Here is a 25,946-nt window from a genome sequence, read left to right as displayed (position 1 = left end):
GCTCCCCCGCAAGCGGGACAGGGGGCGCACTGTCTCTGCGGTCGATGATCGACCGCTTCTTCTCTCTACTCGTGGTCCGGGTGCGCCGAGGCCGGCGCCAGCCCGAGCAGGCCGGCCAGCGTGCGGCGGTGGTTGGTGTCGATCGTCGCGTAGACGCTCATGCCGGCTTTCAGCTTCTTCACGAACGGATCGTTCTCGTCGAAATAGATCCGCACCGGCACGCGCTGCACCACCTTGACGAAGTTGCCGGTCGCGTTCTGCGGCGGCAGGATCGCGAACTGTGCGCCGGTGCCGGGCGACAGCGAGCCGACCTTGCCCTTGAACCGATGGTTGGGGAACGCGTCGACGTCGAGCTCAACCGGCTGGCCGACCGCGACATAGGTGAAGTCGCTTTCCTTCGGATTGGCGTCGACCCAGGGATGGTCGACGTCGATGATCGAGAACACCGGCGAGCCGGCGGCGACGAAGCGGCCGAGCTGGATCTGGTCGACCTGGGTCGCGACGCCGTCCATCGGCGCGCGCAGCACGGTGTGGTCGAGATTGCGCTGGGCGTCGTCGAGCTTGGCCTTGGCCTGGGCGTAGGGCGGGAACTGTTCGATCGGCAGGTCGATATCGCCGAGCAGCTGCGTCTTGTCCTTGGAGATCTGCTGCCTGATGTATTGCGCCAGGCTCTCGGCCGTCACTTGCGCATTCGCCGCGTTGTCGAGGTCGAGCTGCGAGCCGAAATTCTGCTTGGCCAGCGTCGACTTGCGTTCGACGTCGCGCTTCTTCAATTCGATGCTCTGCTGGGCGAATTCCAGCATCCTGCCGTTGATCTTGATGTTGTCGACCAGGTTGTCATAGGTGGTCCTAGTCTGGTCGAGCGCGGCCTTGGCCTGCGCCACCGCGAGGCGGAACGGCACGGGGTCGATCTCGAACAGTTCGTCGCCCTTCCTGACGTGCTGGCCTTCCTTCACGACGATCTTGTCGATCTTGCCGGAGATTTCCGGCGTGATCAGCACCTTCTGCGCGCCGACATAGGCGTCGTCGGTGCCGACATAGCGGCCGCCATTGAGATAGAACACGATGCCGCCGATCGCAGCGAGCGTCGGCAGCACGACCAGCAGCAGCGTGCGGCGATAGCGCCGCAGACCGGCCATCAGGCGACGGCGCGGCGCGCGGCTGGCCTTGCCCGACGGCGCAGGCTCGCCCGGATTGCTCTTCTGCTCGGGGGCCAGTTTGAGGACGGGTTCAGCCATAGCGCTGTTCCTTTCGGGAGGGCTCGCCGGCTGGGGTCTGGACGGCATTGCGAACGTTTTCCTTGATCGATTCCAATTGGGTGAGCAGGCGATACGCGTCAGCGGGGCTGATGCCCTCGAGCGCGGTCGCGGTGAGTTCGGAGCGGAGGCCGGCGAGCTTGCCGAGCAGCGGGCGCGCGGCCTTCTTCAGATAGAGGCGGTTGACGCGGCGATCGTTCTCGTCGCTGCGGCGCTCGATCCAGCCATTGTCGCAGAGCTTGTCGATCAGCCGCGTCAGCGTGATCGGCTGCACCTCGAGCAGCTCGGCGAGCTCGGTCTGTTTCAACCCTTCCTGGCGTTCCACCTTGGACAGCACGGCCCATTGCGCGCGGGTGATGCCGTAGCGTGCGGCCTCCTTGTCGGCATAGACGCGGATCAGCCGGAACACTTCGCCCAACGTAAACAAGAAATCGGTGTCCACCGAACCGCGCATCGATCCTGCCTCCATAAGCTTGGGATATAATAAGCTTGCTTATGATTTCTGCATGCCGGGTTAACGCGAGGCTGCCCCGCATTGCGGGCATGGCTGCAACGCGGCGGCGAACCGGGGTTGAGAGCCGGGCTTTGGGAACGGGCGCGCAAATGCTACATATCGAGGCAATGAGCCTGGCCAAGCCGACATTTCCTGCCCCCGACCACGATCACGGCCGCTGCGCCGCGGACGCGATGGCGCATGCCGAGCAGGTGTGTGCTCGCCGCGGCCAGAAATTCACCCCGATCCGCCGTCAGGTGCTGCAGGCGCTGCTGTCGAGCCATCGCCCGCTCGGCGCCTATGAGGTGATCGACGAGCTGGCCAAGACGATGCCGCGGCCGGCACCGATTACCGTCTACCGCGCGCTCGACTTCCTGATGGAGAACGGCCTCGTCCACCGCATCGAGAGCCGCAACGCCTTCCTCGCCTGCGCGCATGACCATGACGAGACCTCGATGGTGGCGTTTTTGATCTGCGACCATTGCGGCTCGGTCGGCGAGATCCCGGCCGCCCCCGTCGCGCAAAGCCTGACCGCGGCGGCGCGGGCCTCGGGGTTCATCCCGAAACTCTCCGTCGTCGAGATCGCCGGCACCTGTGCGCACTGCCAAAAGACGTGATGGCGCGATGGTTTCAGCTAACTCGCACTGCTTTCGAGCTACCTCGCCCCGCTTGCGGGGAGAGGTCGAAATTCGCGGTAGCGAATTTCGGGTGAGGGGGACTCTCCGCACGCTCGCCTCTATCGAATTTGCGGCGACGGCCCCTCACCCCAACCCTCTCCCCGCAAGAGCGGGGCGAGGGAGCCCAACCGGCAATTAACAACACGGCACCAAGCCGGCCCGCGAGGAAACATGTCGACCCAAGCGATCTCCGCCAGCGTCACAAGGCCCGTCAGCGTCGGACACGGGCTGCCGCCCGGCGCCATCGCCGTGATGCTGATGCTGTGCGTGAGCTGGGGCTTCAACCAGCTCGCGGTCAAGCTTGCGCTGCCCGACGTGCCGCCGATGCTGCAGGCGATGATCCGCTCCGCCGGCGCGCTGCCGGTGATGCTGATCGTCGGCCACCTGCGCGGCGTCAAATTCTTCGAGCGCGACGGCACCCTCGTCCCCGGGATCGTCGCCGGGCTGATGTTCGGCTGCGAGTTCGTGCTGATCTTCACCGGCCTCGTCTTCACCTCGGCCTCGCGCGCCTCGGTGTTCCTCTACACCGCGCCGTTCTTCGTTGCGCTCGGCTCGCACCAGTTCCTCGGCGAGCGTCTCTCGACCGTGCAGTGGAGCGGGCTTGCGCTGAGCTTTGCCGGCGTCGCGCTCGCGATCGGCGTGCCGCAGCCGAACGTCGATGCCAAGGTGCTGCTCGGCGACCTCATGGTGGTCGGCGGCGGCGCGCTGTGGGCGGCAACTACGCTGGTCGCCAAGGGCACGGGCTTGCGCAAGGCCGCGCCGGAAAAGGCGCTCGGCTACCAGGTCGCGATCTCGATTCCGATCCTCGGCCTCGCCGCCTGGATCGCGGGCGAGCGCATCGAGCATGTGCCGAGCGCGCTGTCGATCTCGCTGCTCGCCTATCAGGCGGTCTGGGTGGTGGGCTGCACGTTCGTCATCTGGTTTGCGATGGTGAAAACCTACTCCGCGAGCAAGCTGTCGGCCTTCACCTTCGTCACGCCGCTGTTCGGCGTCGTCGCGGCCTATTTCATCATGCACGACACGTTGACGGCGGTGTTCGGCGTCGCCGCGCTGCTGGTGATCGCCGGGCTCTATCTCGTCAACAAGCCCGACCCGAAGGTGACGCCGGATCCCAACGTGCCGGCGTGAGGTTATCCTGGGTGCCGTGCGCTCAACTCTCTCCCCGTCATGCTGAGGAGCGCGGAACGCGCGTCTCGAAGCACGACGGCCCAGCCGGCACCCGGGCCGTTCATCCTTTGAGGCTCGCAAGAGCTCGCGCCTCAGGATGACGAGCAAAGAGAAGCGGAATGCCGCAGACAACCGGAGCGCAATCCCGTTACATCATCCGCTCATGTATCTCGAAATCGACGTAGACCGGCGGAAGATGCAGCCCGCGGCCGGCAAGCATTTTTGCGCTCCCGGCTCCGAGATCGGTGACCTCGAGTGAGATGCCGAGCCCGTCCCGGTAGAGGATCGGCTGATAGCCCTTGATGATTCTCTGGCCGAACGCGGGATAGGGCGGCGCGCCATCGGAGAACGCGTGGCGGAATGCCTGGTAGAGCGTCGACGATCGCAGGGTCTCCATCGCGGCGCGCCCATGCCCTTCGGCAAGGCAGATGCGGATTCGGAAATAGGTGTTGTAGCTTTGACGCAGCTTCTCGATCGCAATGAATCCGGCTGCGCCCGCTCCGTCGAGCGCGTAATAGGCCGTCGTCCGATCCTGTTCCGGCGTCGCCGTCTCGGCCGCCTGCAACTGCTCTTTCTCCTTGCGCAGCAGGCCGGCAATGTCGGTCTGTCCCGCGTCCTTGCGCAGTTCAACTGCGCAATTGCGCACGATGCTGGTGCTTGCGCGATGGTTCAGGTCGATCTCCGCGCCGCCGTCCGGTAGGGCGTGCCAGCCGGCGGCCTCAAGTCGCGCCCCTGATCCGGAAAACAGCGCGTTGAATGGCGGTGAGGTGATGCCGTGTCCGTAACGCGCGCAGAGATCGACGACGATCCCGCACGCGGCAATTACGCCGGGGTCGGTCTTGTCGGCGACGGCCGACGCCCCGCCATCCGCCGGGATCGCGAATACGGCCATGACGGCTTTGGAAAAACCGGAGACCTTGCGTTCCGCCTCTCGCCTGGCGAGCACGGCCGGATCAGGCGGACGTGCTTCCGATGAATCGACGCCGGACGTCGCAAGTGCCGTCGAAGCGGTCTGCAGGCTTCGGCGGCCGAGTGCGGCGAGGAAGCAGAAGGCAGAGAAAGCAAAGGCGCAGGTCGCCGGGATCGCGGCGATCAATCCATACGGCACGTGCACGCCAAACCATGCCTCGATGCGATCCTGGACAGCGGAAAAGAAGTAGAAGATGACAAACGGCGCAACGGCGAAGAACACCGCAAGGCCGGAGGTTAGGCCACTGTCGTGGAAGCGCCGGGCCGTCACGGCAAACAGCGGCAGCGCTATTGCGACGGCGGCGTAGACCGTCTTGTCGAGCTGATGGGCTGCGAGCAGGAGCAGCAGACAAAAGCCGAAGAACCACCAGAACTCGGCGCGCGAAGCCCGTCCGGTGAAATCAGCATACTTCCTGAAACAGGTGGCGATCGACGCGGTGGGATGCACGACCATCTCCGGCAGACGGCAGCACTCTAGCGGCGAAGATTTACGTTTCCCTATTGCTGAGCGGACAATTGTGGCCTTCAGGCGCAATTGCGGACGGTATCGATTTACGTCAACATCGCCTCCACGAAGGCTCCCATGCGAGGGATGCCGTTGGAGGCGCGCTGATGCCAATCGATGCCATCGATGCAATTGAAGCCGGTATTCGCTCCGCGTTCACCGCATACTCCAAGGAGGATGATCCGGACTGGCGGAGCGCGTGCTGGATCAAGCCGGATGAGTGCTCCCATCTGGCACGGAGCATTTTGAAGGAGTTGGCGGCCCGCGGCCTTGAGATCGTCAAGAAGCCGGCTTGATCGCCTCAAGACTCCGACGATTCATGTCGCGAGAATGCGGATGTATGACTCACGAGCGGCGCAACAAATTCAGTGTCGTCCCGGCGCAGGCCGGGACCCATTACCCCAAATCTCAATTGTTGCGCGCCGCTGGGGCCACAATCCCGTTCATCACCAAACGCGGTGGTTATGGGTCCCGGCCTTCGCCGGGACGACGAGTGGAAAGAGCCTTGTCGATCGCTAACCTTTCTCGATCGGCAACTCTGCATCCTTCGCCCATTCGCCCATCGAGCCGTCATAGAGCGTGAGATTGTCGTAGCCGAGCCGATGCAGCTGGAACAGGTCGATGGTCGCGGAGATGCCGCCGCCGCAATAGGCGACGACGCGCTTGTCCCTGGTGATGCCTTGCGCTGCGAAGATTGCTTCGGCCTCCTCAAGCGGCACGAACGTCTTGGCCTTGGGATCGATCAAGGTCGCCGCCGGCACGCTGACGCTGCCGGGGATGCGGCCGGGCCGGCCGTAACGGCTCGGCTCCAGTCCCTTGTAGAATTGCGGGCCGAGCGCGTTGACGATGACGGTGTCGCCCTCCGTGGTCGCGGCGAGCACGTCATGCTTGTCGACGAACATGCCGTCCTTCGGCCGCGCCGGAAACGTCGCCGGCGGATAGCCGCCGGCAAGTCCGGTCTCGATGTCGCGTCCTTCGGCGGTCCATTTGTCGATGCCGCCGTCGAGCACGGCGGCACCCTCGAAGCCGAGCGAGCGCAGCATCCACCAGAACCGCGTCGCCCACATTGCGGTGCCGATCGAATAGAGCACGACGCGGCTGCCCGCCGAGATGCCGTGGCGGCCGAACGCGGCTTCGAGCTGCGCTGTCGGCGGCATCATGAAGCGCAGATGGGTATGGGCATCCGAGAATTCGGCCTGCAAATCGAGGAAATTGGCGCCCGGGATGTGGCCGGCCTCGAAGGTCTGGCGGCCCGAGACGACCATATAGGGAGCGTTGCTGCCGGCGGGGGCCGGCTCCAGATAGGTCGTGCAGTCGAACAGGCGAAGATCCGGCCGGGTCAGGATCTCGGCAAGTTCCGCCGTGGTGATCAGCTCGCTGTTGCCGGCCATTTTGCGTCCTCCCGGTGTGTGTTTAACGGGATGCTAAGATGCGCCAGATCACATGAAAAGCTGTCACTTTGCCCTTTGATTCACCCCAATCCGGTCCAATATAGCTGGGCATGCAGGACGCCGCTGCATGGCTTGCGTTTGGCCTCAATCGGCGCCATAAGCTATTGAATTCACTCCGAAACATGATCGTTTGGCCCGCCGCGCGCGAGGCCCATCGCCCCCTTGGTGAATGTCACCAAAACCTGATATTCGAGACGCCATGAACAAGCCCGAGATTTTGCCGCAAGACGACGTCGCCGGCCCCGCGCCGCGGCACCAAACCACGCAGGTCATGGTCGGCAACGTCGCCGTCGGCGGCGGCGCGCCGATCGTCGTGCAGTCGATGACCAACACCGACACCGCCGATGTCGACGGCACCATCGCCCAGGTTGCCGCGCTGTCCCGCGCCGGCTCCGAGATGGTCCGCATCACCGTCGACCGCGAGGAAGCCGCCGCTGCCGTGCCGCACATCCGTGACGGCCTGCGCAAGCGCGGCATCACCACGCCCCTGATCGGCGACTTCCACTATATTGGGCACAAGCTGCTCGCCGAATATCCGGCCTGCGCCGAGGCGCTCGACAAGTACCGCATCAATCCCGGCAATGTCGGCTTCAAGAACAAGCGCGATACGCAGTTCGCCGACATCATCGAGATCGCCAACAAGAACAACAAGGCGGTGCGCATCGGCGCCAATTGGGGTTCGCTCGACCAGGAGCTGCTCACCAAGCTGATGGACGAGAATACGGCCTCGGCCAATCCGCGCGATGCCCGCGCGGTGACCCGCGAGGCGATGGTGCAGTCGGCGCTGCTGTCGGCCGCGCGTGCGCAAGAGCTCGGCATGCCGAAGAACAAGATCATCCTGTCGGCCAAAGTGTCGGCCGTGCAGGATCTGATCGCGGTCTATCAAGAAGTGGTGCGCCGCTCGGATTATGCGATCCATCTCGGCCTCACCGAGGCCGGCATGGGCTCGAAGGGCATCGTCGCCTCCTCGGCTGCGCTCGGCATCCTGCTGCAGCAGGGCATCGGCGACACCATCCGCATCTCGCTGACGCCGGAGCCCGGCGGCGATCGCACGCTGGAAGTGCAGGTCGCGCAGGAATTGCTGCAGACCATGGGCTTCCGTACCTTCGTGCCGCTGGTTGCGGCCTGCCCGGGCTGCGGCCGCACCACCTCGACCACGTTCCAGGAGCTGGCGCGCTCGATCCAGGATTTCATCCGCGACGAGATGCCGGCCTGGAAGACCAAGTATCCGGGCGTCGAGCAGCTCAACGTCGCGGTGATGGGCTGCATCGTCAACGGCCCGGGCGAATCCAAGCACGCCAATATCGGCATCTCGCTGCCCGGCACCGGCGAAGCGCCGGCCGCGCCTGTCTTCGTCGACGGCAAGAAGTTCCGCACCCTGCGCGGCCCCGGCATCGCCGCCGACTTCAAGGCACTGGTGATCGACTATATCGACCAGCGCTACGGCAACGGCGCCAAGCTGCCGGAACAGGCCGGCGCCGCGGAGTAGTTTCACTCCGCGCGTGACCCACACTCAACCGTCGTCCCGGCGAAGGCCGGGACCCATAACCACAGGACGTGGTTGTGGCGCGAGATGCGGGTTACCAGCCTCCGCAAAACCCGGTCCTGTGGTTATGGGTCCCGGATCTGCGCTCCGCTTCGCTGCGCTTGTCCGGGACGACAGATATGTTTGAGGCGCAGATTGCGCTTCCGTCGATGCGCGCTACGATGCTCCCAATCAAGAATGATTGGGAGAACGCCCATGAGCTCGCTATCCGGCAAGCAGGGTCCGCGCTATCGCCACCTCGCCGACCAATCCGAGCCCTATGAGACCATCGGCGTCGAGAAGCTGACGCCGATCATCGGCGCGGAGATCTCCGGCGTCGATATCGGCAAGCTGGTCGGCGACGATGCGCGCTCCAACCGCCAGATGGACGAGATCCATCGCGCGCTCGCCGAAAACCTCGTCATCTTCTTCCGCGACCAGCACATCAGTCCCGACCAGCATCTCGCCTTCGGCCGCAAGTTCGGTGAGCTGCATGTGCATCCGGCCGCGCCCAACGAGGGCGATCCGGCGCTGATGAAGATTTATGCCGACAAGGATTCGCCACGCGCGAATGGCGAGGGCTGGCACACCGACGTGTCCTGCGATCTCGAGCCGCCGATGGGTTCGATCCTCTACATCAAGCAGTGCCCGCCGCGCGGCGGCGACACCCTGTTCGCCAACATGTACGCCGCCTATGAGGCGCTGTCGGACCGCATGAAGGCCTATCTCGACGGGCTGACCGCGCTGCATGACGGCGAGCAGACCTATCGTGGCCTGTATGCCAACTACGGCGTCGCCGACAAACGGGAATATCCCCGCGCCGAGCATCCGATGGTCCGCACCCATCCGGTGACCGGCAAGAAGTCGCTCTATGTCAATCGCGGCTTCACCCGCTTCATCGTCGGCATCCCGCGCGACGAGAGCGACGCCATGCTGGCCTATCTCTACCAGCACGCCGAGAATCCGCTGTTCCAGTGCCGCTTCCGCTGGACCGAGAACGCGATCGCGTTCTGGGACAACCGTTGCGCCCAGCATCGCGCGATGTGGGATTACTGGCCGCACACCCGCTCCGGCACCCGCGTCACCGTGAAGGGAGAGCGGCCGGTGTGAGATTTCGTAGGATGGGTAGAGCCAACGGGTCCGCGCAACGCGCGGCACGATGATAAACTCAGCGAAACCCATCGTCTCATCGTGTGGCTCGAAAAGTTGATGGGTATCGCTGCGCTCCACCCATCCTACGAACTACAACGAAAATAAATTCGGGAGACCGCCCATGCTTCGCGCCGAGGACAACAAATTCCTCACCGAATCCGGTGAGAGGACCGGCATGGGCGAATTGCTGCGGCGGTTCTGGATTCCGGTGCTGCTGTCCGAGGAACTGCCGGAGCCGGACAGCGACCCGAAGAAGATCGTCGTGATGGGCGAGGAGCTGCTCGCCTTCCGCGACACCAGAGGCGTGGTCGGCGTCATCGACCAGTACTGCCCGCATCGCGGCGCCAATCTTTGGCTCGGCCGCAACGAGGAATGCGGCATCCGCTGCGTCTATCACGGCTGGAAGTTCGATACCGACGGCCGCTGCGTCGACATGCCGACCTCGTATCCCGACCTCAACGCAAAGGACCTGATCCGGATCAAGTCCTATCCGGTGCGCGAATGGGGCGACATGATCTGGGCCTATATGGGTCCGGCCGATCAGATGCCCGAGCTGCCGGCGCTGGAGATGGCGCTGCTGCCGGCCTCGCACCGCTTCGTCACCAAGAAGTGGCAGGACTGCAACTGGGTGCAGGCGGTGGAAGGCTCGATCGACACCGCGCATTTCACCTTCGCGCATCTCTCCTTCGAGAAGGAGGAGAACGAGATCCTCGACATCAAGAAGCATTTCGTGAACCCGCTGACCCGGGTCGCGACCGATCACATGCGCTGGATCGCCGAGGACCCGCGCCCGGTGATCAAGATCAATCCGCATGAGGCCGGCCTCACGGTGGCGGGCGGACGGCTCACCGGCAGCGACAACATCTATTGGCGCATCGCCCAGTTCCTGATGCCGTTCCACAGCTACGCGCCGAGCTCGATGCCGGGCGAGAACATGTTCGGCCAGACCTTCGTGCCGGTCACCGACACCAATTGCTGGATCTACACCTATGCGTGGAATCCGCACCGGCCGCTGACCGATGCCGAGCGCGAAGGCTACGCCAACGGCAACGGCGTGATGGCTGTCGTCGACGAGAACTACGTGCCGCTGCGCAACAAGGCCAACGACTATCTGATCGACCGCAAGCTGCAGCGGACCAAGAGCTACACCGGCATCAAGGGCGTCTCCGAGCAGGACGCCGCGGTGCAGGACAGCCAGGGCCCGATCGCCGACCGCACCCGCGAGCATCTCGGCCCGACCGATCTCGGCATCATGCATTTCCGCAAGCTTATGATGGAGGCGGCGCGCGCGCTGCAGAAGGGCGAGGCGCCGCCGCATGCTCAGCATCAGGACCGTTACACCGTGCGCTCCGGCGCCTGCGTCACCAGCAAGACCAAGGACCTCACGGCCGTCATGATCGAGCGGTTCGGCGATCCCGCCGGCTTCGTCGGCGGTCCCGGCCAGAACGCCGCGGCGGAGTAATCTCTGCTGTCGTCCCTGCGAAAGCAGGGACCCATAACCACCGTTGGATATTGTTGAGATGCGCTGTGGCCCGAACCTTCGCCAAGCCAGCGACGGTGGTTATGGGTCCCGGCCTGCGCCGGGACGACGTGGGGAGGGATACCGCGCGCTACACGCGCTACAACGGAATCCTGCGATACTCGCGGTTGGCGAGGCTCGCTTCCTCGAGGTCGAGGTCGCGCTCGATCCGGCGCCTTGTCTCGTCGGTGATCTTGCCGTCGCGCAGCAGCATGTGGATGAACTTGCGCTCGGAGGCGATCAGCTCCCGCGTCAGCTCGGTGCCGGTGGCGGAAACGTCGTGCGTGTCGGGATTGAGCGAGTCGGGCAGCTGGTTGATCCGGATCTCGTGCCGTGAGCGCAAAAGCTTGATCACCTCGTCGGAAAGCTCGCGGTCGTCGGTGATGGCATCGAGCGACTTCAGCGCGGCGTTCAGCGCCTCGCGCCGCGCCGCGATCTCCTGCTCGTGCTCGGCGAAGTGCTCGCTGCGCCCGTCCCTGACGAGGCCGAGCCAGCGCACCACCGGTGGCAGAGTGAGGCCGAGCCCGACCAGCGTCACGAAGATCACGCCGAAGGCGACGAACAGGATCAGGTCGCGATACGGGAAGGCGTCTCCGCTCGGCAATGTCAGCGGCAGCGCCAGCGCCGCGGCGAGCGAGACCGCGCCGCGCACGCCGGTGAAGGCGACCACGAACACCGCCCGCCACGACGGCAGCGGATCGCGCTCGCTCACGCGTCGGCTGATCCAGCGCGGCAGATAGGTGCCGGGAAACACCCAGACGAAGCGCGCCACTATCACGATGACGGCGACCAGCACGGTCGCGGTGAGGATGTCGTGCAGCGGGAACGACTTCGACTTCTCGTACAGCGAACGCATCTGGAAGCCGGTCAAGAGGAACAGCAGGCCCTCGATCAGATAGATGATCAAGTCCCAGAAGAAGATGCCCTGCAGGCGCGTCGCGGCCGAGATCAACAGCGGCCCGTTCCAGCTCATGTAGAGGCCGCAGGCGACGGTCGCGATCACGCCGCTGCCGCCGAAATGTTCGGGAATCCAGTAGGCGAGATAGGGCGTGATCAGCGACAGCGTGATCTCGACCTGCGGATCCCGGGCGCGGCGGCGGGCGCGCAGGCTGAGCCAGCCGACCGCGGTGCCGAACGCGATCTCGCCGGCGACGATGACGAGGAAAGTGCCGGTCGCCTTCGGCAGCGAGAACAGCCCGGTGGTGATCGCGGCGAGCGCGAAGCGGTAGAGGATCAGCGCGGTCGCGTCATTGGCGAGCCCTTCGCCCTCGAGCACCACCAGGATGCGGCGGGGCATGCCGAGCCTGCGGGCGATCGCCAGCGGGGCGACCACGTCCGGCGGCGCGACGATAGCGCCGAGCAGGAAGCCGATGCTCCAGGGCAGGCCGATCAGATAATGGGTCGCGGTTGCGACCATGAAGGCGGTGAAGATCACGCAGCCGACCGACAGCAGGATGATCGGCCGCAGGTTGGCCTTGAACTCGCGCCAGCTCATCGCGACGCTCGCCGAATAGATCAGCGGCGGCAGCACCACCAGCAGCACCAGCTCGGGCGGCAGTTCCAGCGACGGCATGCCCGGCACGAAGGCGAGCACGATGCCGACCAGCAGCAGCAGGATCGCGGGCGCGATATCGGTCCGCCGCGCCAGCAGGGCGGTTCCCGCCAGCACGCCGAGCAAAGTGAGAAAAATCTGAAATTTGGCTTCCATAACGGGCTCAATTCGCCCGGAAACCGGTGCCAGTCAATGCGGTCCGGCCGGCGCCGGACCGCGGAGGGCGTGTCACAAAGCCGTCGCGGGCGCGCCGCGCCCGATCGATCAATCCCTGAGGTCGTAGCGGTAGGACTTCGAGACGATCTGCCAGCCGTCGGCGAGCTTCATCGCCACCAGATAGTCGGTGAAATAGCGCGGCGGCAGCTGGCAGCGCACCTTGATGAAGGCGGTGTTGTCGTCGGAGCGGTCGATGGTGACGATAAAATCCTCGCGCGGCTTGCCTTCGGCCTTCGCCGAGGTGCGCTTGCGCACCAGGGCAAGCCAGTCCGGCACGGTCAGGACCTTCAGCTCGCCCTTCTCCACCCAGCGCAAATCGGCGCTCGGATGAAAAGCCTCGGCGAGCTTGTCGGCATTGCTCTCGTAGAGACCGTCGAAATAGGTTTGCACGACGCTTTCGACGCTGGATCGATCTTGGCTCATCGGTTGGTCCTCCCGGCAGGGTTTGATCTGTTAGTGTTGCGTCTCTGACGCGTGATTCACTCAGTGTCATTCCGGGGCTCGCGAAGCGAGAACCCGGAATCTCGATCCACAACCTCTGGATTCCGGCTTCGCGACTTCGTCGCGCCCCGGAATGACGGAATGGACTGTCAGAGACACAATGCTAGGATTTAGCCATGAACCGCTAGATTGCGCCATGGCCGGCGACAAAATTCTGCGTGAGGGACGAGTTGTGACCGCATCTGCAAATTCGAACGAACATATCCTGACCGGCGAATGCTTCTGCCGCGACGTGCGCTACGAGGTGGCCGACGCGTTTGCCTATGCGCTCAATTGTCACTGCTCGAACTGCCGGCGCACCACGGGATCGGCGTTCAAGCCATTCGCGGGAATCGCGCGCGACAAATTCACCGTGGTCAGCGGCGCTGATGAGCTCCTGATCTATGGCGATGAACTCACCCACGACGCGCATTGCGGCCGCTGCGGCTCGCTGCTCTATTCGCAGGTCCGCGGCGGCGCCTATGTCCATGTCGCGATGGGTACGCTGCGCGATGCGCCGGCGATCCGGCCGACCGCCCATATCTTCGTCGGCTCCAAGGCGCCGTGGTACGCGATATCGGACGATCTGCCGCAATATCAGGAGCACGTGACGCAAGGCGGGGAATAAATTCGCACGACGTCATCGGCGTGCTGCTTGTAGCCCTTGCCGACCGCCCTGCGCACGGCATCTCATCATGCCGCGCAGCTAGATTGCGCTCGCGGCGATGTTCACCATCAGGGCGAGCAGCGCGGTGTTGAACACGAACGAGATGATGCCGTGCACGGTCGCGGTGCGGCGGATGATCTTGTCGGTGATGCCGACGTCTGAGACCTGCGCGGTCATGCCGATCACGAACGAGAAGTAGACAAAGTCCCAGTAATCGGCGTCGGCATGTTCCTCGCCGCTCGGAAACTGCAATCCGCCGGGCGTCTTGCCTCGGTAATACTCATGGGCGTAGTGCAGCGCGAACGCGGTGTGCACCAAGGCCCATGACAGCGTGATGGTGACGATTGCCAGCGCCAGTCCGGCCGGGCTGCCCTTCGATGCGCCGAGCTCGAACACGATGGCGGCGAGGCTCGCCAGCGCGCCGAAGGCGGTCAGCAGCAGGATCAGGAAACGGCCGTCGTCCTGCAGGATGGCGCTTCGCTTGATATGGGCGACGCCACAGCGCAGCATCATCACATAGGCCAGCACGAGATATAGCGCGGCGAAGGCATCCCAGCCCGCGAGCAGGCGCGTGACGATGCGCGGTGCTCCCGGCACCAGCAGCGCAGCCAGGATGCCGAAAGCGATCGAGCCGAAGGTGCGCGGCCGGCCCACGACGACGCGGACCGGCAGCGGCAGCTTGCGGAAGCGAACAAGGCGGTCGTCGATCTCCTTGTTCATTTCGCGCTGTGCTCTCGGCTAGTTCTTGCGCTCGGCGACGAAGCGGGCGGCCGCGCGCAGCACGTCGCCTCGGTCGCCGAACACCGACAGCGCGGCGTCGGCACGCGCGAGGAGATCGCGGACGCGCTGCTTGGCGCCATCGATGCCGAGCTGGGTGACGAAGGTGGTCTTGCCGAGCGCGGCGTCAGCGCCGGCCGGCTTGCCGAGCGCGGCGGCGTCGCCCTCGACGTCGAGCAAATCGTCGGCGATCTGGAAGGCTTCACCGAGCGCTTTGCCGTAATCGTCGAGCGCCTGGTACTCCTTTTGCGAGGACTGGCCGAGGATCGCGCCGGCGATGCAGCCGAAGCGGAGCAGCGCGCCGGTCTTCATCTGCTGCAGGCGCGCGACGTCGACCGGCTCGCGGTCGCCGAAGCGGCCTTCGCCGGCGAGGTCGAGGATCTGGCCGCCGGCCATGCCGCCGACGCCGGAGGCGCGCGCCAGCGCGCGGGTCAGGAGCAGGCGGACCTGGGCGTCCTTGTGGATCGCATCACGGGTGATGATGTCGAAGGCGATGGTGAGCAGCGCGTCGCCGGCGAGGATCGCGGTGGCGTCGTCATAGGCCTTGTGCAGGGTCGGGCGGCCGCGGCGCAGATCGGAATTGTCCATCGCCGGCAGATCGTCGTGGATCAGCGAGTAGCAGTGGATGCATTCCAGCGCGGCGCCGACCAGCAGCGCGGATTCGCGTGGGATGCCGAACACCGCCGCGCTCTCGACCGCGAGGAACGGCCGCAGCCGCTTGCCGCCGCCGAGGCTCGAATAGCGCATGGCCTCGATCAGCCGCTTCGGGCGCACGATCTCATCGCTTTCGGTCGCGTCGGACAGCAGTTTGGCGAGCAGGGCTTCGGTATCCTCCGCGGTCTGGTCCAGCCGCTTGGAAAACTCTGCAGTACCGGTCGTCATTAAGAATTGCTCCAGATCGATTTTCGGCCGGACAATCGTTGATGGCATCGGCTTCGTCAATTCCCGCCCTGCGACGGAATGCGCCTTAAAAGTGCTGGAAAAACCGTGAATTATCCCGCAGACGTCGACGGCGCCGGCCGTGTTCTGGCGGGCGGGTCCCAAATCCTTCCTGGAATGGTCCTCCCCGGAAACCCCTGTTTTGCGCATCGTCCGAATTTTATTGCTGCTTTTGCTGGCCCTGCTGTTGCTGCCGTATCTGGTGGCGCCGTTCTACCGCACCGGCCATCCGGTTTCGGCGCTGATGGCGTGGCGGACCCTGCGCGGGGCCCCGGTGACGCGGCACTGGATCGATTTCGGCGCGATGTCGCCTTATCTGGTGCGGTCCGTGGTCGGCTCGGAGGATGCTCATTTCTGCAAGCATCGGGGCATCGACTGGGGCGCGCTGCGCGAGGTGCTCGACGACGCCGAGGATGGCGAGGTGGCCCGCGGCGGCTCGACCATCACCCAGCAGGTCGCCAAGAACCTGTTCCTGTGGTCCGGCCGCAGCGTGATCCGCAAGGGGCTGGAACTGCCGCTGGCCCTCTGGATCGATCTCGTGCTGCCCAAGCAGCGGATCCTGGAAATCTACCTCAATATCGCGGAAATGGGCCCGTCCGGCCAGTTCGGCGCCGAAGCCGGCGCCCAATATGCCTTCGGCCGGTCCGCCGCTGGGCTGTCAGCCCGCGAGGCCGCGCTTTTGGCCGCGATCCTGCCGAATCCGGTCAAGAGGAGCGCCCGGAACCCCGGCCCGGGGGTCCGCAGGCTGTCCGCCACCTATATGGTCCGGGCCAACTCCGTGACGCGCTGCTGGCGCGAAAATCGCGGCTCCTGAGGCCGATTTCGGACGCTTTTTGCTGTCTCCGGCCCTAGCTTTACGCAGTGCCTTCCTCTATAAGCGCGGCCTTACCGGCATCGCAGCTGGCGCTTTGAAGCGCTGTGCGCTCGTCCCCATTTCGGACGATGCCTCCGCAACACCCCTAGAGGACACCGTCATGGCCGTTCCCAGAAGAAAAACCTCGCCGTCGCGCCGTGGCATGCGCCGTTCGGCCGATGCGATCAAGACCCCGACCTATGTCGAGGACAAGGACTCCGGCGAACTGCGCCGTCCGCACCACCTCGACCTGAAGACCGGCATGTACAAGGGCCGCCAGGTCCTGAAGGCCAAGAAAGAGTCCTGATCGGACATTCGGCCTACGCGCCGCAGCCATGCGGCGCGGCGCCTGAATTCGGTCAACGAGTGCGGCCAAGACGGGCGCGTCCGCGGCGAGGCCAATGAGCATCGCCGCATTGCTGGTTCTCCCTGAATAAGGCGCAAGCCCCGATGGTCGGTTTTCCGCTGCTGCTCGTTCCGCTCGCGGTCTACAACATCATCGCTTTCCTGATGCCCGGCGTGTCGTTCACCGACCCGCTGATCAGGCTGACATTGCTGTCGGGCGAGCAGTGGCAGATCACGCTCAGCGACATGCTGCTCGCCGCCGCCGTGCTGCTGTTGCTGCTCGAGGTCATCAAGGGCGCGCGCCCCGGCGCGAAATATCTCACCGACCATCTGCTGTCGCTGATCGTGTTCGGCGCCGCCGCCGCCGAATTCGTGCTCTGGCCGAAATTCGGCAACTCGACCTATGGCCTGCTCACGCTGCTGGCGCTGGTCGATTTCATTTCCGGAATTGCGCTGCGCACCCGCCGCCGTGCGATGGTCGCGCCTGCGGCACCGAGCGTCAGCAGGCCGCAACCCGAGGCGCCACAGCCCGCGCCGCCGGCAGAGGCGCCCACGCCGCGTTCCGAGCCCGCGCCTGTCGCAGCACCGGCGCCTGCCGCGCCGCCACCGGCCGCACCGGTCCCCTCGGCGACGTCGGTTGCGGAATCCGTGCTGCTCGATCAGTCCGCGCCAAAGCCGACGGTGACCTCGCCGGATTTGCAGCCGGGCGGCCATCCGCCGTCGGACACGCCGCAGCGCTGATATTTTCCTAGATGATCTGCCGAGTCCGCCGCGCCACGCTGCGGCGTTCGTCGACATGCGGGCCGTAAGCGCTCTGCGCGTCGGCCAATGACCCACGCCGCTGCCCGCGCGTCTGCGGCTCGTGTGCGGCGGTTGCGATCAGGTGAGCCACAAACGACGGATCGGCATGCGGCAGCGGGATCTTGGGCGCCCAATGGGTGGTCGCGGCCAGCGGCACAAGCGCCGTGCTGGCCGCCGCAGCATCGCCGGTGCACTCGCCGTCGAGGATTTCCGATTGATCGACATCCGGCATCGTCTGCGACCCGTTGCAGCGTCATAGTTTGGGACGTTGCGGCCCTCCGCAACACCCCTGTGGCAAGGGTCATGCCCGCCGTCCCCAGTTCGTTCCCGGACAGTCGAAAACGTGGTTTCCAGATTATTTATCAACTTCACCTAGCGTTGGATTCGCCGGAACCACTATCTTGAGAGCGTGTAGAATCACCGGGCGCCGTCCCAAATCGAGACATGTTCGATGCCCCCTGTCCCGCCAGCTGCCAGCATCCTCGCCTCGCTCGGCCAAGCGACATTCGCCTGGGACCTCGCGAGCGATGCGATCGCCTGGAGCGACAATGTGGCGGCGGTCTTCCCGGATATCCCGGTCGCGGCGCTGGCGAGCGGTGCCGAGCTTGCAAAGCTGATCGAGCCATCGCGCTCGGTTCGTACTGATGCGCTGGGCCAGTCCGCGCCGGCGCCGGTACGCGGCGGGGAGGGCGTTCCCTACCGGATCGAATATGGCGTGCGGGCCGTCACCTCGGCGCCGGTGATCTGGATCGAGGAGACCGGCTGCTGGTTTGCCGGCGCCGACGGCAGGCCGGCGCGCGTGCAGGGCGTCGTCCGCATCAACAATGAGCGGCATGCCCGCGACGAGCAACTGCTGAAGCTGTCGCGGCACGACCCGCTGACCAATGAGCTCAACCGCACCCATCTGATCGCCTCGCTCGCCGAGACGATGGAGGAGTGCGCGCGCTTCCGCTCCTCCTGCGCCTTCATGCTGATCGGCATCGATCACCTCGCGCGCGTCAACGATGCCTTTGGCTTCGATGTCGCCGACGCCGTCATCGCCGAGGTCGCGAAGCGGATTCGTGCGCGGCTGCGCAGCGGCGACATGCTCGGCCGCTTCTCCGGCAACAAGTTCGGCCTGATCCTGCGCAACTGCACCGTCGACGACACCAATGTCGCGGCCGAGCGCTTCCTGGCCGCGGTGCGCGACGAGGTGGTGCCGACCAAGTCCGGCCCGGTATCGGTGACGGTCTCGATCGGCGCCGTCACCATTCCCCGCCATGCGCGGTCGGCGGAGGAGGCGGTCAATCGCGCCCAGGAGACGCTGGACGCGGCCAAGAGCCGCCGCGCCGGATCGTTCGCGCTGTGGAAGCCGAATGTCGAGCGCGACGCCCAGCGCCGCGTCAACATCCGCGTCACCGACGAGATCGTCACCGCGCTGAACGAGCGCCGCATCGTGATCGGCTTCGAGCCCGTGGTCGATGCGCGCCTGCGGCAGCCCGCGTTTTACGAGTGCCTGGTCCGGATGGAGCAGGACGACCGGCCGCGCGCTGCTCGCGCCCGATATCGTGCCGGTCGCCGAGCGGCTCGGCCTGATCCGGCTGGTCGATCACCGTGTGCTGGAGCTCGCCATCGCCGAGCTCGCTGCCGCTCCCGGCGTACAGCTCAGCCTCAACATCTCGCCCGACACCACGATGGATCCGGACTGGTGGGCCACCATCGAATCCCTGATGCGCGCGCATCCCGGCGTCGGCGAGCGGCTGATCGTCGAGATCACCGAGACGGTGGCGATCCAGGATATCGACGACGTGCGCGGCTTTGTCACGCGCCTGAAGAACTTCGGCAGCCGGATCGCGATCGACGATTTCGGCGCCGGCTACACCTCGTTCCGCAACTTGCGCAAGCTCGGCGTCGACATCGTGAAGATCGACGGCGCCTTCGTGCAGAACATCGTGCGTTCGGCCGACGACCGCGCTTTCGTGCAAACGCTGATCGATCTCGCCCGCCGCCTCGAGATCAGGACGGTCGCCGAATGGGTGCAGGACGAGGAAGCCGCCGTGATGCTGCGCGAATGGGGCTGCGACTTCATCCAGGGCCGCCTGATCGGCCTCGCCTCGCCGGACCGCCCGTGGAACGCGTCGGCGGAGAAGCCCGTGCCCGCCACGGGCTGAAGCGGCCATAGGCCGTTTCACAATATCGGTCGTGATACCCGCGAAAGGGATTGCTCAAAATATGAGCGCGTCCTGCCCAAGGTTTGGCGGGAGTTCATCCAATTAATTGTGCGTCCCCAGACAAGTTTTCCGCCGGAGACCGCCGTTTACTTCTTCGAGGTTTGGACCGTGGCTTGCGCCATGACAACGTCGAAAGAGGATCGAATGGTCACGTTATCTTTTCCGCGCGCGTACAAACTCATGCACATCGCAGCGTTAGGGGCATTGCTCGTTGTGGGCGTCGGTGCTCCAACCGACGCCAGGGCAGCTGCGCCGGCCGCCTGTGCGGAGCTGCAGGCAAAGTATCCGGACTGGAAGGGCAAGACCCTCGTCAACGCAATCAATCCGCATACGCCGGGCTACGAGTCGATCGATCCGAAGGATCCGAGCAAATATGTCGGCTTCGATATCGATCTCGGCGAGCAGATCGGCGAATGCCTCGGCTTCAAGCTGACCTACAAGGCGGTGACCTTCGCCGCACTTCTGACCACGCTGTCCAGTGGTCAGGCCGACATTGTGATCTCCGACATCTACGCCACGGAAGAGCGTGCCAAGGCGGCCGACTTCATCACCTATTCGAAGGTGTTCGACGGCGTATTGGTCGCCAAGGGCAATCCGAAGAAGATCTCCGGCATCAACACCTCGATGTGCGGTGCGGCAGCGGCCGAGAACACAGGCTACGTTGAAGTTCCGCTGATCCAGGCGCTCGTGCCGGAGTGCAAGAAGGAGGGCAAGCCTGAGCCGACCATTCAGCTCTACGACAACAACGCCAACTGCATCCAGGCGATTCTGGCCGGACGCGCCGACACCTATGTCAACGACGTCAACACCGTCGACAATGCGGTGAAGGCCTATCCGGACAAGCTCGAAAAAGCTATCGCGGTGACGATCCCGTACAAAGTCGGCATCGGCGTGCCCAAGGACAAACCGGCCTTCCGCGATGCCGTGAAGGCGGCGCTGACCGAGATCTACAAATCGGGCGATCAGCTCGCGTTGCTGAAGAAGTGGAATCTCGATCCGGAGAACCTGATCGAGCCCGGTCTGCTGACGGTCAAGTAGGCCCCAGCACCGGCAAAAGGACGACATGCTCCATGGAGCTGTTCCTCCACTATTTGACCATGCCGTATATGATCGAGGGCATTCAGGCGACCTTGCAGGTCACCGCCCTCGGTCTGCTCGGCGGCCTGATCCTCGGTGTGATCCTGGCGTGGATGCAACTCAGCCGCTTCAGGGCGCTGGCGTCCTTCGCCCGGGTCTACACCGTGATCTTTCGCGGCACGCCGCTGATCCTGCAGATGGTGTTCGCCTATAATGCCCTGCCGCAGATCGGCATCAAGCTACCGGCCATTCTCGCCGCCGGCCTCGCGCTGGCCTGCAACGAAGCTCCGTTCATCGCCGAGATGCTGCGCTCCGGCGTGCTCGGCGTCGATCGCGGCCAGGTGCTGGCCGGGCAGGCGCTCGGCATGACGCCCGGCGTCCTGATGCGCCGGATCATCGCCCCGCAGGCGATCCGCTCGATGATCCCCGCCTTCGGCAACGAGACCGTCAGCGCGCTGAAGAATTCTTCGCTGGCGTCGGTGATCGCCGTGCAGGAGCTGACGTTGCGTTCGACCCAGATGGCGTCGGCAACTTTCGATTTCTTCTCGATCTTCTTCGCCTCGGGCCTGATCTATCTGTTCCTTACCGCGGCGATCGCCGGCATCCAGCTGTTCCTCGAATGGCTGTTCGATCTCGACCGCGCATCGAAGCAGATCAAGCTGATGCGGATGATGCCGGGGTATCGCGCGCAGGGATTCGATGATCCGCTGATTGCGGCCGAGGACGCGCCGCCCGAGATCTTGCCCGATGCCGGTGTCGCCGAATTGCCGCCGCCGCGGGCGCAGACCGAGCGTGTCGATCGTGCCAAACGCAACGAGATCCTGAAGCGGAACAATGTGGCGGTCGATGTTGCCGCATTGCGCAAAAGCTATGACAAGCAAATGGTGCTCGCCGGCGTCGATCTCACGGTGCGGATCGGCGAGGTGGTCGCGCTGCTCGGGCCGTCCGGCTCCGGCAAGAGCACGCTGCTCCGCTGTATCAACAATCTCGAACTCTGGAACGACGGCAGCATCAAGGTCGGCGGTCGCCGGCTCGGCTTCAGCGATAGCGGCAAGGCGCTGTCGCCGCGACTGTTGGCGCAGGCGCGCGCCGAGGTCGGTGTCGGTATGGTGTTCCAGCAGTTCAACCTATTCGGTCACCTCACCGCGAAGGAGAACATCGCCGGGCCGCTGCGCTGGGTGCATGGCGTGTCGCGCATCGATGCGGATCGCCGGGCGACCGAACTGCTCGGGCGCGTCGGCCTCAGCCACCGCGCCGATGCGTTGCCGCGGCATCTCTCCGGTGGCCAGCAGCAGCGCGTCGCCATCGCCCGTGCGATCGCGCCGAATCCCAGCGTGCTGTTGCTGGATGAGCCGACCTCCGCGCTCGATCCCGAACTCGTCAATGAGGTCCTTGAAGTGATCCGTCGCCTCGCGGTGGAAGACGGCCTCACCATGATCATCTCAACCCATCAACTGCGCTTCGCCAGTGAAGTCGCTGATCGCGTGGTGCTGCTGGCGGATGGCGCGATCGTCGAGGAGGGCCCGGCCGACGAGGTGCTGAGCAATCCGCGCAATCCGGTCGCGCAGCGTTTCCTCAATGCCATGGAGGCCGAGGTCGCATGAATAGAACCCGTTCCGTTTCCATCCGCGTGAGGACCCCTGCGTGAAACATCATCTGCTGCCGGTATCTGCGAAGACTGTGCATTGGGGCTATTTCAGCAAGGTCGTGGCGCCGGCATTGACGCTGAAGTCCGGCGACCGCGCGACCATCGAGACGCTGACGCATCACGCCAATGACGATTACGAGCGCATGATCGAGGGCGATCCGGGTGCCGAGAGCGTATTCAAATGGACGCGCGAGCACAAGGCGGTGGTGCGGCGTGGTTCGGGGCCCATCGAAGGGCCGTTCATCCGCGGCTCCGGCGAAGGCGTCGGCGTGCACCTGCTCACCGGTCCGGTGGCGATTGAAGGCGCCGAGCCGGGCGACGTGCTGGAGGTTCGCATTCTCGACGTGCGACCGAGGCCGGCCTGCAACGCCTGCCATGCCGGCAAATGCTTCGGCTCCAACGTCGCGGCCAATTGGGGCTTTCACTATCACGACCTGATCGAAGAGCCGAAGCCGCGCGAGGTGGTGACGATCTTCGAGCTCGACGCGTCGGGTGAGCCCTTCGCCAAAGCGGTCTACAATTATGTCTGGACGCCGCAGACCGATCCTGATGGCATCGTGCACCCGACCATCGATTATCCCGGCGTCCGCGTCGATCACGCCACCGTCGTCAAGCGTGAGAATGTTCTGAGCAATGTCCGTGTGCCCGCGCGGCTGCATTTTGGCACCATGGGCCTCGCGCCGTCGGAGCAGGATTTCGTCTCCTCGATCCCGCCGAGCTATACCGGCGGCAACATCGACGACTGGCGCGTCGGCAAGGGGGCCAAGATGTTCTATCCGGTTGCGGTGCCCGGTGCGTTCTTTTCGGTCGGTGATCCGCATGCCGCGCAGGGCGACAGCGAGCTCGGCGGCACGGCGATCGAGACCTCGCTCACCGGCGATTTCGAATTCATCCTGCACAAGCATCGCGATCTCGGCGGCACACAGCTCGAAGGCCTGACGCATCCGATGCTGGAAACCCCCGACGCCTGGTCGGTCTACGGCTTCACCTACCCGAACTATCTCGCCGAGCTCGGCGCCAATGCGCAGCTCGAAATCGCCAATCACTCCAGCCTCGACCGCGCCATGCGCGACGCCTTTCGCAAGATGCGGCGCTTCCTGATGACGGTGCACAAGCTCAGCGAGGACGAGGCGATCTCGCTTATGTCGGTGGGGGCAGATTTTGGCGTGACGCAGGTGGTCGACGCCAATTGGGGCGTGCACGGGACCATCCGCAAGAACGTGTTCCGGTGTGACTGATCACGCGCCGGCCACCGAGCAGGACGTGTCATCCTTGGGGATGGCACGGAGATTGCTTCGCTTCGGCCATAAAGGTCGATGCATGAGGTTGCGTCCGTTCACGAGTGAATCCTACTCCGAAGGCGACCGCCCCGAGGCGTGGCGGGACGTCCTGGCGTCGGTCGGCTTGCAGCCCACGGTCGCCACGAGCACCCATGCCGGCCATGCCATCGCGGTGCGGCGCAGCTTTCAGGGCGTGACGCTGGCCAGGCTTTCGGCAGGGCCACAATCGGTGTCGCCGCGCACGGATGCTGTGGCCGATCATCCGCTGGTGCTGCTGCCGCTCGAAGACGGGGTGGCGCTGAAGACGACCACCGGTTATCAGATCGTTGCTGCGCGGCATCTTCTCTTGCTGCCACGCGCAGGGGACTGGAGCGTGTCGTTCCAGCGCGAGATGCGCGCGGTAGTGCTGTCGGTGACGTCCGAACCGGCACATCGCCATCGCGCCACGTTGCAAGGCGGCGAGGTGCGGGTGCTCCAGCCCGGCGGCTTTGGCAGCGTATTCGCGCAGATGATGGAGCTCGCCGCGCGCGATCTCGACGCGCTGTCCGATGTCGAATGGACGGCGCTGGCGCGAAGTCTCGCCGATCTGCTGCCGACCTTCATGCGTCAGCACGGCGAGACGGCGGGCGATCGCGGCGGCGGCGCTTCCAAGGCAGCGACGCTGCATCGCCTGTGCCAGACCGTCGAACGCAGCCTCGAGGAACCCGGTCTGACGCCGGTCAAAATCGCCAGTGCCGAGGGCATTTCTGAACGCTATCTGCAAAAGCTGTTCGAGGGGGCCGGCACCAGTTTCACGCATTACCTGCGCGAACGTCGGCTGCAGCGCACCTGGGCCGATCTGTCGAATCCCGCCGAGGCGCATCGTTCGATTTCCGAGATCGCGTTCCGCGTCGGCTTCAACGACTCTGCCCATTTCAGCCGCGCGTTTCGCCAGCGCTTCGGTCTGTCGCCGCGCGAATTCCGCCAGCATGAAGCCGAGCGGCAGACCGCATCCGCGGCCACGGTGCAACGCGGCTGGCCTCAACAGGCGCTGGCGCAGCTGTGCAGCCGGCGCGCAGCGCTGGCGCGCAGGACGGCTGCGCCGTTCAACGCGCACGACGTGGAGATCGCGGACGCGCCGCGCCATCACCATCTCGCCGCGGATGCCTCGCGCGTGCATTGGGGCTATTTCAGCCATTCGTTGCCGCCGCAGGTCGAGATCGGCTCCGGCGACACCATCACCATTGAGACGCTGACCCAGCACGCCTCCGACGATCCCGAGCGCATGATCAAGGGTGATCCAGGCGCGGAGAGCGTGTTCCACTGGACGCGCGATCGGAAGAACGTCGATCGCCGCGGCGCCGGCCCGCTCGATGCCTCGATCTACGGCCGCGGCGCCGGCGAGGGATTCGGCGTTCACATTTGCACCGGGCCGGTGGCCGTGAAGGATGCGGAGCCAGGGGACGTACTGGAAATCCGCATCCTCGACATCGCGCCGCGCGCGAGCCGCAATCCGGACTTCGAGGGCCGCGTGTTCGGCAGCAGCGTCGCGGCCTGGTGGGGCTATCACTACAAGGAGTTCCTTGCCGAGCAGAACGCCCATGAGGCGGTGACGATCTACGAGATCGTCGACGACGATGACGCGCCGCATGCCCGTGCGCTGTATTCCTATCGCTGGGAGCCGCAGACCGATCCGTTCGGGACGCTGCACAAGACTTACGACTATCCGGGCATCCCGATCCCGCCGTCATCGGTGCGGCGCCGCCACGACGTGCTCGACGGCATCCGCATTCCGCTGCGCCCGCATTTCGGAGTCATCGCGCTTGCGCCGCGCGAGGCCGAGCTTGTCGATTCCGTCCCGCCCGCATATTTCGGCGGCAATCTCGACAATTGGCGGCTCGGCAAGGACTCGACGGTCTATCTGCCGGTGTCGGTGCCGGGCGCGCTATTGTCAGTCGGCGATCCCCATGCTGCGCAGGGTGACGGCGAACTCGGCGGCACCGCCATCGAATGCTCGATGACCGGCACATTCCAGGTCATCCTGCACAAGAAGAACGAGCTTACCAATCAGCCCTTCGCCGATCTTACCTATCCGTTGATCGAGACCGAAGCCGACTGGGTGCTGATGGGCTTCAGTCATCCCAACTATCTCGCCGAATTCGGCGCCAAGGGGCAGAGCGAGGTCTACGCGACCTCGTCGCTCGATCTCGCGATGAAGGATGCGTTCCGCAAGATGCGGCGCTTCCTGATGAACATCAAAGGCCTTACCGAGGACGAGGCGATCGCGCTGATGTCGGTGGCGGTGGATTTCGGCGTGACGCAGGTGGTGGACGGCAATTGGGGCGTCCATGCCATTCTCAGCAAGCGCGTCTTCGATCACGCGCCGCAAAACTAGTGCTGAATGCGAA

23 protein-coding genes and 1 pseudogene are annotated in these 25,946 nt (G+C 65.0%); 15 read left to right on the top strand and 9 right to left on the bottom strand.

Annotated elements, in window-relative coordinates; translation table 11 throughout:
* Positions 1–65 precede the first annotated feature (65 nt).
* Together ACVWZM_RS16650 and ACVWZM_RS16645 are read right to left on the bottom strand one after the other, a co-directional pair.
* A complete protein-coding gene (locus ACVWZM_RS16650; protein WP_253588282.1) occupies positions 66–1,238 on the bottom strand; it encodes an HlyD family secretion protein in 1,173 nt (390 codons plus the stop codon).
* A complete protein-coding gene (locus tag ACVWZM_RS16645; RefSeq protein WP_085970781.1) occupies positions 1,231–1,710 on the bottom strand; it encodes a MarR family winged helix-turn-helix transcriptional regulator in 480 nt (159 codons plus the stop codon). Before ACVWZM_RS16645 ends, ACVWZM_RS16650 begins: the two co-directional genes overlap by 8 nt.
* A gap of 167 nt (positions 1,711–1,877) precedes the next feature.
* Between ACVWZM_RS16645 and ACVWZM_RS16640 the strand changes: the two genes are divergently transcribed.
* Together ACVWZM_RS16640 and ACVWZM_RS16635 are read left to right on the top strand one after the other, a co-directional pair.
* Complete coding sequence (locus ACVWZM_RS16640; RefSeq protein WP_026191999.1) at positions 1,878–2,366, top strand: Fur family transcriptional regulator; 489 nt, start codon at positions 1,878–1,880, stop codon at positions 2,364–2,366.
* 231 nt (positions 2,367–2,597) lie between these two features.
* Positions 2,598–3,554 carry a DMT family transporter gene (locus ACVWZM_RS16635; protein ID WP_316398848.1) on the top strand — a complete coding sequence of 319 codons (957 nt, stop codon included), beginning with the start codon at positions 2,598–2,600 and terminating at the stop codon, positions 3,552–3,554.
* A 187-nt stretch (positions 3,555–3,741) separates the two neighbouring features.
* On the opposite strand, the gene ACVWZM_RS16630 is transcribed toward ACVWZM_RS16635, so the two are convergent.
* Positions 3,742–5,010 carry a DUF805 domain-containing protein gene (locus tag ACVWZM_RS16630; RefSeq protein ID WP_456853910.1) on the bottom strand — a complete coding sequence of 423 codons (1,269 nt, stop codon included), beginning with the start codon at positions 5,008–5,010 and terminating at the stop codon, positions 3,742–3,744.
* Positions 5,011–5,174: 164 nt separating this feature from the next.
* On the opposite strand from ACVWZM_RS16630, the gene ACVWZM_RS16625 reads away from it, so the two are divergent.
* Positions 5,175–5,363 (top strand): hypothetical protein, encoded by a 189-nt coding sequence (locus ACVWZM_RS16625; protein WP_076824677.1) that lies wholly within the window; start codon positions 5,175–5,177, stop codon positions 5,361–5,363.
* Positions 5,364–5,582: 219 nt separating this feature from the next.
* Here the strand turns inward: ACVWZM_RS16625 and ACVWZM_RS16620 are convergent, their stop codons facing one another.
* Positions 5,583–6,458: a sulfurtransferase gene (locus ACVWZM_RS16620; protein ID WP_253638103.1), complete on the bottom strand. Its 876-nt coding sequence runs from the start codon at positions 6,456–6,458 to the stop codon at positions 5,583–5,585.
* Positions 6,459–6,717: 259 nt separating this feature from the next.
* Between ACVWZM_RS16620 and ispG the strand changes: the two genes are divergently transcribed.
* The 3 genes from ispG to ACVWZM_RS16605 all read left to right on the top strand — a co-directional run bounded on the left by ispG (position 6,718) and on the right by ACVWZM_RS16605 (position 10,657).
* The gene (gene ispG / locus ACVWZM_RS16615) at positions 6,718–8,007 is read left to right on the top strand and encodes a flavodoxin-dependent (E)-4-hydroxy-3-methylbut-2-enyl-diphosphate synthase (protein ID WP_456853908.1); all 1,290 of its coding nucleotides are present in this window, start codon (positions 6,718–6,720) and stop codon (positions 8,005–8,007) included.
* Between the two features lie 252 nt (positions 8,008–8,259).
* Positions 8,260–9,153, top strand: coding sequence for a TauD/TfdA dioxygenase family protein (locus ACVWZM_RS16610; RefSeq protein WP_229192010.1), 894 nt, complete (start codon positions 8,260–8,262; stop codon positions 9,151–9,153).
* A gap of 163 nt (positions 9,154–9,316) precedes the next feature.
* Positions 9,317–10,657, top strand: coding sequence for a Rieske 2Fe-2S domain-containing protein (locus ACVWZM_RS16605; RefSeq protein WP_456853906.1), 1,341 nt, complete (start codon positions 9,317–9,319; stop codon positions 10,655–10,657).
* Between the two features lie 157 nt (positions 10,658–10,814).
* Here the strand turns inward: ACVWZM_RS16605 and ACVWZM_RS16600 are convergent, their stop codons facing one another.
* Positions 10,815–12,422, bottom strand: a complete 1,608-nt coding sequence (locus tag ACVWZM_RS16600; protein WP_456853903.1) for a Na+/H+ antiporter — start codon at positions 12,420–12,422, stop codon at positions 10,815–10,817.
* A 108-nt stretch (positions 12,423–12,530) separates the two neighbouring features.
* Positions 12,531–12,905, bottom strand: a complete 375-nt coding sequence (locus tag ACVWZM_RS16595; protein WP_016847513.1) for a nuclear transport factor 2 family protein — start codon at positions 12,903–12,905, stop codon at positions 12,531–12,533.
* 250 nt (positions 12,906–13,155) lie between these two features.
* On the opposite strand from ACVWZM_RS16595, the gene ACVWZM_RS16590 reads away from it, so the two are divergent.
* Positions 13,156–13,590 carry a GFA family protein gene (locus tag ACVWZM_RS16590; RefSeq protein WP_456853901.1) on the top strand — a complete coding sequence of 145 codons (435 nt, stop codon included), beginning with the start codon at positions 13,156–13,158 and terminating at the stop codon, positions 13,588–13,590.
* 78 nt (positions 13,591–13,668) lie between these two features.
* Here the strand turns inward: ACVWZM_RS16590 and ACVWZM_RS16585 are convergent, their stop codons facing one another.
* Complete coding sequence (locus ACVWZM_RS16585) at positions 13,669–14,349, bottom strand: DUF1345 domain-containing protein (protein ID WP_225162686.1); 681 nt, start codon at positions 14,347–14,349, stop codon at positions 13,669–13,671.
* 18 nt (positions 14,350–14,367) lie between these two features.
* Positions 14,368–15,288, bottom strand: coding sequence for a polyprenyl synthetase family protein (locus ACVWZM_RS16580; RefSeq protein WP_076824685.1), 921 nt, complete (start codon positions 15,286–15,288; stop codon positions 14,368–14,370).
* Between the two features lie 199 nt (positions 15,289–15,487).
* Between ACVWZM_RS16580 and mtgA the strand changes: the two genes are divergently transcribed.
* The 3 genes from mtgA to ACVWZM_RS16565 all read left to right on the top strand — a co-directional run bounded on the left by mtgA (position 15,488) and on the right by ACVWZM_RS16565 (position 17,284).
* A complete protein-coding gene (gene mtgA / locus ACVWZM_RS16575) occupies positions 15,488–16,159 on the top strand; it encodes a monofunctional biosynthetic peptidoglycan transglycosylase (protein ID WP_028337347.1) in 672 nt (223 codons plus the stop codon).
* 160 nt (positions 16,160–16,319) lie between these two features.
* Positions 16,320–16,505 carry a 50S ribosomal protein L32 gene (gene rpmF, locus ACVWZM_RS16570; protein WP_021077536.1) on the top strand — a complete coding sequence of 62 codons (186 nt, stop codon included), beginning with the start codon at positions 16,320–16,322 and terminating at the stop codon, positions 16,503–16,505.
* 143 nt (positions 16,506–16,648) lie between these two features.
* Positions 16,649–17,284 carry a hypothetical protein gene (locus ACVWZM_RS16565; RefSeq protein WP_168859167.1) on the top strand — a complete coding sequence of 212 codons (636 nt, stop codon included), beginning with the start codon at positions 16,649–16,651 and terminating at the stop codon, positions 17,282–17,284.
* A gap of 7 nt (positions 17,285–17,291) precedes the next feature.
* Here ACVWZM_RS16565 and ACVWZM_RS16560 read toward each other — a convergent pair whose 3' ends face one another.
* On the bottom strand, positions 17,292–17,576 hold the full coding sequence (locus ACVWZM_RS16560) for a hypothetical protein (RefSeq protein ID WP_456853899.1): 285 nt from the start codon (positions 17,574–17,576) through the stop codon (positions 17,292–17,294).
* Between the two features lie 219 nt (positions 17,577–17,795).
* Here ACVWZM_RS16560 and ACVWZM_RS16555 point away from each other — a divergent pair.
* From ACVWZM_RS16555 to ACVWZM_RS16535, 5 genes and pseudogenes are all read left to right on the top strand, one after another.
* A pseudogene (locus tag ACVWZM_RS16555) lies at positions 17,796–19,494 on the top strand (putative bifunctional diguanylate cyclase/phosphodiesterase).
* A 204-nt stretch (positions 19,495–19,698) separates the two neighbouring features.
* On the top strand, positions 19,699–20,592 hold the full coding sequence (locus ACVWZM_RS16550; RefSeq protein WP_076824695.1) for an ABC transporter substrate-binding protein: 894 nt from the start codon (positions 19,699–19,701) through the stop codon (positions 20,590–20,592).
* Between the two features lie 32 nt (positions 20,593–20,624).
* Positions 20,625–22,235 (top strand): amino acid ABC transporter permease/ATP-binding protein, encoded by a 1,611-nt coding sequence (locus tag ACVWZM_RS16545; RefSeq protein WP_456783213.1) that lies wholly within the window; start codon positions 20,625–20,627, stop codon positions 22,233–22,235.
* A 40-nt stretch (positions 22,236–22,275) separates the two neighbouring features.
* Positions 22,276–23,517: an acetamidase/formamidase family protein gene (locus tag ACVWZM_RS16540; RefSeq protein WP_316398854.1), complete on the top strand. Its 1,242-nt coding sequence runs from the start codon at positions 22,276–22,278 to the stop codon at positions 23,515–23,517.
* Between the two features lie 82 nt (positions 23,518–23,599).
* On the top strand, positions 23,600–25,933 hold the full coding sequence (locus ACVWZM_RS16535) for an acetamidase/formamidase family protein (protein WP_456853897.1): 2,334 nt from the start codon (positions 23,600–23,602) through the stop codon (positions 25,931–25,933).
* Positions 25,934–25,946: the final 13 nt, after the last annotated feature.

It is taken from the genome of Bradyrhizobium sp. USDA 4501, assembly GCF_054062115.1.
This window is presented reverse-complemented; position numbering and strand designations above follow the sequence as displayed.